The organism is Mesorhizobium sp. M2C.T.Ca.TU.002.02.1.1 (assembly GCF_003997225.1).
Window position 1 is genome coordinate 1 of the sequence record NZ_RZTO01000156.1, and the last position, 9,789, is coordinate 9,789.

Consider the following 9,789-nt stretch of genomic DNA (forward strand, 5'->3'; position numbering starts at 1 on the left):
GGCGCCATCGTCGGCGCGGGCGCGGTGGTGACGCGCGACGTGCCGGCCAGCGCCACCGTTGTCGGCAACCCGGCTCGGGCCGTTACAAAAGGCTGAGCCCGCCTGGCGCCTGGGTGCTTCTCGAAAACTCGCGCCGGTATTGCCTCGGTGAGGTCCTGAGCCGCGCGGCGAAATGCTGGCGCAGCGAGGTGGCGCTGCCGAAGCCGGCTTCGAAGGCCACCATGTCCATCGATTTGTCCGTCTGCTCCAGCAGCCTTTGCGCCAACGCCACGCGCTGGTCAGCCAGCCAGTCGCCGAAACTGGTGCCGGTGGTTTTCTGGAAGCGGCGCGTGAAGGTGCGGCGGGTAAGGCCTGCTGCTTCGGCGACACTGTCCAGGCTGTGGGCTTCGCCGAGCGATGCCCGCACATCATCGAGAGCCTTGGCGAACCGGTCGGCGTTCGGCGTCGGCGCAAGCGGGCGCTCGATGAACTGCGCCTGCCCGCCCTGCCGGTGCGGCGAGAGCACCACATGGCGCGCAAGCCGCAGCGCCGCCTCCGCGCCATAGCGCGCACGCACGATATGCAAGCAGCAGTCGAGCCCGGCGGCAACGCCGGCGGAGGTGATGATGTCGCCCTCGTCGACATAGAGCACGTCGGCGTCGATCGCGATGTCAGGATGAAGCCTCTGCAACTGGTCGGTATAGGCCCAGTGGGTGGTCGCCTTGCGCCCGGCAAGCAGTCCGGCGCCGGCAATGGCGAAGGTGCCGAGGCACAAGCCAACGATCAGCGCGCCGCGCCGATGCGCGCGTTGCAGCGCCTCCTTGAACGGCGCGGCCGGGGGGGCCTCGAGATCCCTCCAGCTCGGGATGATGACGATGTCGGCCTCGTCGAGCGCCGAAAGCCCATGCGGCACGACAATGCTCAGCCCCGCATCGGTATGAATGGGTCCGTCCTCCATCGCGCAGACGCGGAAGTCGAAACGCGGCAGCCCAAGCCTTGTTCGATCGGCGCCGAACACAAGGCACGGCACGGAAAGGTGGAACGGGCTGATGCCGTCGAAAGCGACAGCGGCGATGATCGGGTTCTTCATGGCAGGCATCGCTCCATTAAAAGCCGAATGTCCCAATTCTTTCGAACGATGTCAATCGGGCCAATTTATCGATCCGAAACATCCGCCTAGCTTTGCGCCATCAACCCGGTCGAAAGGAGAACCGCCATGTCAGCACCAGCCACCCAGCCGCGCCGCGCGCTTGTCGTCGTCGATGTCCAGAACGACTATGATGGCGGCAATCTCGCCATCCAGCATCCGCCCTTCTTCGAGACCGTCGCCAATGTCGCGCGCGCCATGGACGCGGCCGCGGCGGCCGGCATCAAGATCGTCGTCGTCAAGCAGATGGCGCCCGAGACCTCGCCGATCTTCGCCAAGGGCAGCCATGGCGGCGAGCTGCATGCCGAGATCGCCGGGCGAGGCCGCGACCACTATGTCGAAAAGACGCTGCCTTCGGCCTTCACCGGCACGGATCTGGAAACCTGGTTGCGCGGTAATGCCATCGATACGATCGCGGTCGTCGGCTACATGACCCACAATTGCGATCTGTCGACCATCATCCACGCAGTGCATATGGGTTTTGCGGTCGAGTTCCTGTCGGATGCCAGCGGCTCGGTGCCCTATGCCAACAGCGCCGGCTACGCGTCGGCCGAGGACATACACCGGGTGGTGAGCGTGGTTCTGCAGTCACGCTTCGCCGCGGTGCTGAAGACCGCCGAATGGATCGATTGCCTGAAGACCGGGAAGCTGCCCGAACGCGACACGATCTACGCGTCCAACCAGCGGGCCTTGCAGCGGAACGCTGCCTAGTTCCGGATCCTTTCGCGCGGCAAGGGCGCCGCCGGGATGCGGCGCTTTTATCTTGGCGGCCGATTTCGAGGCAGAGCGTGAGCCATTTCACGGAAACCGCTCCGGTATTTTCGCAAAGTCGCCGCGCATGCGAGTAAGCGCGGTTGGCTTTTGGGGGCTGGATTGGAAGCGCGCGTTGCACGAACCGTGGTCGTCCTGATCCTCGCCGTCGGCGCGGCGCTGCTGCCGTGGCCCGCCTTCGCGCAAGTTCCGCCGCATGCGCCGGGCACGATCTGCTTCACCCAATTCTTCTGGTGCTGGGCGCAGCCGCCCGGGCCAGCGGGCTATCCCTGCGGGTGCCCGTCGCAATATGGTTTCGTGCCGGGTTACCTGGGCTAGTCGTCGGGGGGCGCGATGACGACAATCCACGATCCTCTCGTCTCCGGTTTGCTTGCCGACGCCAAGCTGGTTGCCGGCTATGGCCGCTACGGCGTGTTCAAGGATAGCGCGCTGTTCGCCGCGATCGGCGATGCGGAAAAGCTCAATGATGCGACGGCAAGCCAGCCCGAGGTCGTCAAACTCCAGACGGTGCTCAACGACTGTTCCAACACCGTGCCGTTTTCCACGCTGGCTGCGCTGCGCACCGGCTGGTCGCCGGGCGACATGTCGCGGCGGACCGCGCTCGCGACCTATTTCCTCATCGCCCTGTCGGTGACGATGATGATCGTCATCGGCAAGCTGACCTATGTCTACAACAGGGGCGTCTCGATCAACGCGGAGCTGCAGGAGATCGACAACAACGATTTCAGCGCCCGGTTCGGGCAGTCGATCAGGCAGGTCTGGGCGACCAAGAAACAACTGAGCTCGGCCGCCGCCCAGCAGGCGTCGACGACCGACCTGACGCTGCTGAAAGACGCCTATTACAATTCCGTCGACAGCCTGCATTCGCTCGACCAGCGTTTTTCCTCGTTGCTGGTGCGGGCGCAGGGGTTCATGACGCAGGAGGCGCCGTTTCCGCTCTGGGGCATGCAATGGGCCTATTGCAAGCTTTCGGCTTCTTCGGCCAAAGCGGGCGCGCCGCTCGATTTCTCGAACCCAAGGCAGATGGCCATAGACCAGTTCTGTGGTCAGCAGGTCGCGATGGCGCAACAGCAAGGCGGGGCCGGGAACAGCCAGCCGCTCAAGCAGTCGGATTTCGATTGCAGGAACAACGGCAGTATTCAAGGCGGCGTGCAAGCCGTGAGCGCCGCCGCCACGGCCGGCCAGTTGGAAGACGTGAACGCGGATTTCGACGAGGCGACACGCGACCTGCAGTGCGAAGGCGTCATCACCATCACGCCGAATTCGATCTCGACGCTGACATTGCAGGCCAAGACGCTGAGCGAGGTCCTCAGCCCCTATGCGCTGTGGATCCTGCCCGCGCTCTACGGCGCGCTTGGCGGCATCATGTTCCACATGCGCATGATCCTGAACCCGCTCTTGCCCAATCCGCCGCTGTCGCGGCTCATTCACCGGATCGCGCTCGGCGGGCTTGCCGGCATGATCCTCGCCTGGTTCATGGCGCCCGGCACCAAGCTCGGCGGCGAGGTGACCGGCATAGGCTTCAGCCTGTTCACCTTCGCTTTCCTGTTCGGCTTCAGCCTCGATATCTTCTTCGCCATCCTCGACCAGTTCGTCTCGATGTCGGTCGCCGGCATCAAGAAGTTCGGCTCGCCCACGGTGGCATGAAAGCCGGCGACGCAAAAAGGGCGCCGCGATGAGGCGGCGCCCTTGATCGTTTCCAGCCTGAGGGTGCTTAGAGCTTACGCAATTCCGGACGGAAAACCGCTACGCACTTTTCCTGGAATTGCTTTAGAACAGGCCTTCGATCTGACCCTGCTCGTTGAGGAAGATCTTTTCCGAAGACGGGGACTTGGGCAGCCCCGGCATGGTCATGATCTCGCCGCAGATGATGACGACGAAGCCGGCGCCGGCCGAGAGCCGGACCTCGCGGATCGGCACCGTATGGCCGGTCGGCGCGCCGCGCAGGTTCGGGTCGGTCGAAAACGAGTACTGGGTCTTGGCCATGCAGACCGGCAGCTTGCCGTAGCCGGCTTCTTCCCAGGTCTTGAGCTGGTCGCGCACCGACTTGTCGGCGATGGCCTCGGAGCCGCGGTAGATGCGCTGGACGATGGTGTTGACCTTCTCGAACAGCGGCATCTCATCCGGATAGAGCGGCGCGAATTGCGAAGCGCCGGATTCGGCGAGCGCCACCACCTTGTTGGCGAGATCCTCGATGCCGGCCGAGCCCTGCGCCCAGTGCTTGCACAGGATCGCCTCCTCACCCATCGAGGCGACATAGTCCTTCATCGCCTGGATTTCGGCCTCGGTGTCGGAATAGAAGTGGTTGATGGCAACCACCGCCGGCACGCCGAACTGGCGGATGTTCTCGATATGGCGGCCGAGATTGGCACAGCCCTTCCTGACCGCCTCGATGTTTTCCTTGCCGAGGTCTTCCTTCTTGACGCCGCCATTCATCTTCATGGCGCGCACCGTGGCGACGATGACGGCGGCAGCCGGCTTCAGCCCTGCCTTGCGACACTTGATGTCGAAGAACTTTTCGGCACCGAGGTCGGCGCCGAAGCCGGCTTCGGTGACGACATAGTCGGCAAGCTTGAGCGCCGTCGTGGTGGCGACGACCGAGTTGCAGCCATGCGCGATGTTGGCGAACGGGCCGCCATGCACGAAGGCCGGGTTGTTCTCCAGCGTCTGCACCAGATTGGGCTGGATGGCGTCTTTCAAGAGCACCGCCATGGCGCCGTCGGCCTTGAGGTCGCGGGCATAGACCGGCGATTTGTCGCGGCGGTAGGCGACGATGATGTCGCCGAGGCGCTTCTCGAGGTCCTTGAGGTCGGTGGCCAGGCACAGGATCGCCATCACTTCGGAAGCGACGGTGATGTCGAAGCCGGCCTCGCGCGGGAAGCCGTTGGCGACGCCGCCCAGCGAGCAGATGATCTCGCGCAGCGCCCGGTCGTTCATGTCCATGACGCGGCGCCAGGCGACGCGGCGGGTATCGATGCCGAGCTCGTTGCCCCAGTAGATGTGGTTGTCGATCAGTGCCGAAAGCAGGTTATGGGCGGTGGTGATGGCGTGGAAGTCGCCGGTGAAGTGGAGGTTCATGTCGTCCATCGGCACGACCTGGGCCAGGCCGCCGCCGGCGGCGCCGCCCTTCATGCCGAAGTTCGGGCCGAGCGAGGCTTCGCGGATGCAGATGATCGCCTTCTTGCCGATGCGGTTCAGGCCGTCGCCGAGACCGACCGTAGTGGTCGTTTTGCCTTCGCCGGCCGGCGTCGGGTTGATGGCGGTGACCAGGATCAGCTTGCCGTCCTTGTTGCCCTTCACCGATTTGATGAAATCGGCCGAGACCTTCGCCTTGTCATGGCCATAGGGTAAGAGATGCTCATTCGGGATGCCGATCTTGGCGCCGATCTCCTGGATCGGTTTCTTCTTGGCGGCGCGGGCGATCTCGATGTCGGACTTCACTTCGGCCATGACGGCTTTCCTCTGGAGTGAGCGGTGGAGGGGAGGGGTTCGATCATTCGTGCATGGTCGAAACGCCGCCCGGACGCAAGGGCATGTAACCCTGTCGCTGTCACGGCGTCAACTTCCATGCAACTATGTTTCCTGTTAAGAAAGAGTGTTCCTGTCGCCGGGCCTCTTCGAGGCAGTCATCTCGGGCCCGGTCGTTGCGCCGTATAGAAGCCAGAGCGGATGCCGCTCCGCCGTCTCAAAACAGCCGCCTAATGCGCGAAAAGCGACAGGGGCGACGACGCAAATCCGCCATCGCCCTGTCGCCTCGAGACGGCGCTATTGCGTCAGCACGTTGCTGATTTCGACCATGTTGGAGCGAACGCGCAGGATATAGAAGCCCATCGTCGTCAGATGCGTCGGCAGAAGCCAGCCATCCTCGCGGCCATTGGCGATGATGAAAGGCTGGATGCGCAGCGCCGACACGAATTGCTGGTCCATCGTGTCCCACAGGCTCTGCAGGTGCTTTTCCTTGATCACGTCCTCGAAGTCGGCCTGGGCGCCCTTCATCAGGCCGTAATAGGCGTAGAGCTGGCCGTAGGCGAACCAGAAGCGATCGTCGGCGCGGGTGTCGAACCAGCCATTGTTGTGGTTCTCGGCGCGTTCCTTGAGGATGGCCGAGGTCGAGCCGATGTCCGAGGCGATGCGGTCGATATATTGCTTCAGATTATCGGCACGCGCGTCGAAGGTCGCCTGGCAGGTGGCGAGACGGGCGTTGAAGGAGCGCAGCTTGCGCACCGCGTCGCGGTAATAGCTCGGCGTCGGCGTCTTAGGGCCGAACGGGTTCAGGCCAAAATACCAGGTGTATTCGTCGAACTGCAGATTGCCGCGCGCGTCCTGCAGGTCGGCGTCGATCTGCGAGGTCGTGCGCACGCGCCCGAGATTGTCGGCAAGCTCGGTCGCGGTGCGCCGCACCGCCTGGTTGATGCCGCGCTGGAAGGAAGCCTTGTTGTCCATCCAGGGCGTGTTGTCCCAGTTGATGCCGAACAGGCCGAGCTTGTAGAGGATCATCGACGAGATCCAGGCATTCTGGTTGACGTTGAAATCCGTCAGATCGGCGGCGACCTGGGCGATGGCCGAGTTGCCGCAGGTCTTGGCCGTGTCGGTGCCGCTGCCGGCGGAGACCTGCTCGCCCGCCGACACGTTCCGCTTCTCGAACGTGTAGGTGTCGGGATAGCTCGGGTTGAAATTGTTCCACCACTGCGTGGCGTAGACGAAATTGGCGTAGAGGCCGATCAGCACCAGGAGGGCAAGGCCGACCACCGCCTTGAGGATCCAGCCGCGCTGCCCGTACCAGCGGCCGACCCACATGAACGGCCACAGGATGACGCCGATGACGAAGCCGATGCCACGGCCGATCCATTGGAAGATCCGGGTGAAGAAGTTCACGATCGGGTCGAGCATGGCTGTGGCACCCCCTTAGCACGATGCCAAAAAGTTGCAGACTTTTTGGATAACATCATGCGCCAAAACAATACGTTAGAACGAAATGACAGGTCATTTCGTGTCAGTCAGTCAGGCCGTAAAGGCGCGCGCGGAACGCCGCCTTGTCCTTCAAATATGTGGTTTTCAGAACGTCCACAACATGCGTCCGCCAGGCGTCGCTGAAGCCGTCATAGTCCTTGTAGAAGCCCGGCTTGTTGAAGACGTAGCGCGAAACGAAATCCTGCGGCACGAAATCCGAAATCAGCTGGTTGGTCAGCCAGGCGTCGGGGTGTTCGGGCTTGGCGCGCACGACCAGGAAGCGCTGGCGCGGCGGCACGTCCTCGATCTTGAGGTGGCCGAACTGGGCGATCTCGCGCTTGGCGGCATTGAGGAACGGGAAATTGCCGTCGCTGGCGATCAGGTCGGCATGGCCATGGATCCAGGTCTGCAGCCAGACCTTGTCGACATCGGTCAGGTTGCGGTTGGGCTCGGCGTCGCGGATCAGCGCGCGCACGATCATCTCGGCCCGGTGCTCGAGATAGCCTGAAGCCTCGATCCATGAAGCGCGCGGCAGGTCGAGGCGGCCGGTGGCGGCCAGGAAGCGGAACACCTTGTCGGCGTCGTTGATCGACAGATAGCTCACCTGCCACGGCCGCGAGCGGCGGAAGCCGGGAGCGGCAGGGTCGCTGATGACCGTCGTCATATCGGGGTCGACGAAGACATAGAGGCCGCCGAAATGGCTGGTCCAGTAGGCGTTGTGGCGGAAGATCACCTGGTCCGGCACCAGCGCGTTCTCGCGGATGTCGCCGCAGACCTTGGCAAGATCGACCATGCGCTGGAGCATGGCGTTGTCGCGCCAGGCGTCGGGCTCCTGCTTCAGCTGGTCAACCAGCTTGCCGAGCTCGGCCGCCTTGCCCAGCACGTCCTCGGCCGACAGCACCTTGAACTCGACCTGGTTGATCGACAGCAGGTCCTCGATGTCGTTGACCTTGGGGACCGAGTCCTCGATCTCGCCGTAGATCACGTCCTTGATGGTCAGCGCGTCGATGGCGCGCTGGTTCTTCGACATGAACTCGAACATCAGCTGCGAGGTGTTGGAGAAGGCGGTGTGCACCACCGGCAGGTCGATCTGCGACGGCGTCAGGATGATGAAACGGCGGTTGACCTCGTTGGGATCGAGATAGCTGTAGTCGCTGCACTCCTCGGCGATCTCGGGCGAGAAGCCGGTGCGGTCGATCTGGAAGCTCTTAAGCTTGGTCGGCTCGAGCCCGAACGCAGCAAGCGCCTTGTTGTAGCGCTGGATGAGATGCGGCTCGTCGATGGCGAGCAGGCGGCCGTAGATCAGCTCGTTGTCGCGAAGGAGGTCGGGTTTCTTGGCCATTATCCCTTCTCCCCGTTCACGGGGAGAAGGTGCCCGAAAGGCGGATGAGGGGCGGCGCAGCCTTTCCTTCTCCCCTTGTGGGAGAAGGTGGATCGGCGCGCAGCGCCGAGACGGATGAGGGGTGTTGGCCGGAGTGCCGTCGGTGCCAAGCTGGAGCACCCCTCATCCGTCGCCTTCGGCGACACCTTCTCCCACAAGGGGAGAAGGTGGCGTTGGCGCAGCTCAAGCATTCCACACCCCCTTCTTCTTCAGCTCCTCCATCTCGCGCGCTGCTCGCTCGCGCAGCCTTGCGTCGCGCAGGAGCTTTTCCACCGCCGCGTCATCCGACTTGTCGGAATAGCGGAACTCGGAATCGGCGTAGCGGTTGATCTCCTGCATGACCATGTCCATCGAGAACGGCCCGCGCAGTTCCTCGATCATCGCCTTCTTGTCGTCGTAGCTCTTATGCATGAAGGCTTCCGGCTTCTCGAACCAGTCGTCCGGCAGCTCGATGTCCATGGCGCGCATTTTTATCGCATCGGTGACGTTCTTGATGGCGCGGCCGGTGAAGCGCGGCTCGGCGTCCTTGATCAGGTGCAGGTAGGTGCCGACATCGGCTATGGTCTTGGGCGCGCCATTCTCCTTTATGTAGCGCTCATAGACCTTCATCAGCCCGTCCTCCTGCGGCTTTTCATGTTCCTCATAGGCTTCGGCCACGGCGCGCTGAATCTCCTGCGCGGCATAGAGCTCGTGGTCCCCGAGCGGGATCTTGTGGTTCTTGCCGGCGAGCAGCACGAAGATGTCGATGTAGTCGTCGCGGGTCTGCGGGCCGTCGACCAGCCAGCGGGCGCCGGCGCGCTGGCGCAGCGCGTCGTCGACATTTTCCGGGTAGTTGGAAAACATACCAAAGGAGCAATTGCCGCGCACCACCGTCGAGGCGCCGGCGAAGGCGTCCATCAAGACGCCGGTGATCTCCTGCTGGCCGGCGGAAGCGCGATCGTCGGAACGGCGCGCCGCCACCTGGTCGATGTCGTCGATGGTGCCGAAGCCGATGACGCGCGGATTGAGCACGTTGTTGATGAACTGGCGGCAGTTCTGGCCCGACTTGCCCTGATAGGACGAGATCTGGTCGACGCCGAAATTCTCATAAGCGAAGGGATAGCCGGCGACCTGGCAGTAGCCGTTGACGAGGCCGGCGATCATCTGGATCAGCGTCGTCTTGCCGGTGCCCGGTGCGCCGTCGCCGATGAAGGTGAACAGGAAGCCGCCAAGCTCGACGAAGGGGTTCAGCTCGCGCTCGAAATCGTAGGCCATCAGCATCTTGGCCAATTTGACCGATTGATACTTGGCGATGTGGTTGCCGACGACCTCCTCCGGCTTCTTGAAGGTCATCACCAGCGGCTTGGAACGCTTGCCCGGCGCGACGTCGAAACCGTCGAGGGTGAAGTCATCGATGTCGATGCGGATATGCGCGTTCTCGAACGGACCGATGCCGTCGAAACGGCCTTTTCGCGCCAAAAGCCCGTCGATGGCGACGCGGGCAAAAGCCCGCGTCCGCGTTGTCAGATCGGCGTCATCCTTCGAACCGGCGATCGCCTTGTCGAGGCCGGCGACGATCGAC

The 9,789-nt window shown here is 63.3% G+C and carries 8 protein-coding genes; 3 read left to right on the forward strand and 5 right to left on the reverse strand.

Annotated elements, in window-relative coordinates; translation table 11 throughout:
* Positions 1 to 82 precede the first annotated feature (82 nt).
* Positions 83 to 1,069 carry a helix-turn-helix domain-containing protein gene (locus EOD07_RS11180; protein ID WP_127235486.1) on the reverse strand — a complete coding sequence of 329 codons (987 nt, stop codon included), beginning with the start codon at positions 1,067 to 1,069 and terminating at the stop codon, positions 83 to 85.
* Between the two features lie 126 nt (positions 1,070 to 1,195).
* On the opposite strand from EOD07_RS11180, the gene EOD07_RS11185 reads away from it, so the two are divergent.
* The 3 genes from EOD07_RS11185 (at position 1,196) to EOD07_RS11195 (ending at position 3,544) form a co-directional block, all read left to right on the forward strand.
* The gene (locus tag EOD07_RS11185; protein ID WP_127235487.1) at positions 1,196 to 1,837 is read left to right on the forward strand and encodes a cysteine hydrolase family protein; all 642 of its coding nucleotides are present in this window, start codon (positions 1,196 to 1,198) and stop codon (positions 1,835 to 1,837) included.
* Positions 1,838 to 1,999: 162 nt separating this feature from the next.
* Positions 2,000 to 2,215: a hypothetical protein gene (locus tag EOD07_RS11190; RefSeq protein ID WP_127235488.1), complete on the forward strand. Its 216-nt coding sequence runs from the start codon at positions 2,000 to 2,002 to the stop codon at positions 2,213 to 2,215.
* Between the two features lie 15 nt (positions 2,216 to 2,230).
* Positions 2,231 to 3,544 carry a hypothetical protein gene (locus tag EOD07_RS11195; protein WP_127235489.1) on the forward strand — a complete coding sequence of 438 codons (1,314 nt, stop codon included), beginning with the start codon at positions 2,231 to 2,233 and terminating at the stop codon, positions 3,542 to 3,544.
* A 123-nt stretch (positions 3,545 to 3,667) separates the two neighbouring features.
* Here the strand turns inward: EOD07_RS11195 and EOD07_RS11200 are convergent, their stop codons facing one another.
* The 4 genes from EOD07_RS11200 to EOD07_RS11215 all read right to left on the reverse strand — a co-directional run.
* Entirely contained in the window at positions 3,668 to 5,347 is a 1,680-nt protein-coding gene (locus tag EOD07_RS11200; protein WP_041004514.1) for a formate--tetrahydrofolate ligase, read from the reverse strand.
* Positions 5,348 to 5,662: 315 nt separating this feature from the next.
* A complete protein-coding gene (locus EOD07_RS11205; RefSeq protein WP_127235490.1) occupies positions 5,663 to 6,787 on the reverse strand; it encodes a DUF2333 family protein in 1,125 nt (374 codons plus the stop codon).
* Positions 6,788 to 6,890: 103 nt separating this feature from the next.
* Positions 6,891 to 8,189, reverse strand: coding sequence for a DUF6638 family protein (locus EOD07_RS11210; RefSeq protein WP_127235491.1), 1,299 nt, complete (start codon positions 8,187 to 8,189; stop codon positions 6,891 to 6,893).
* 222 nt (positions 8,190 to 8,411) lie between these two features.
* The coding region (locus tag EOD07_RS11215; RefSeq protein WP_164772172.1) for an ATP-binding protein at positions 8,412 to 9,789 on the reverse strand (1,378 nt) is incomplete at its 5' end.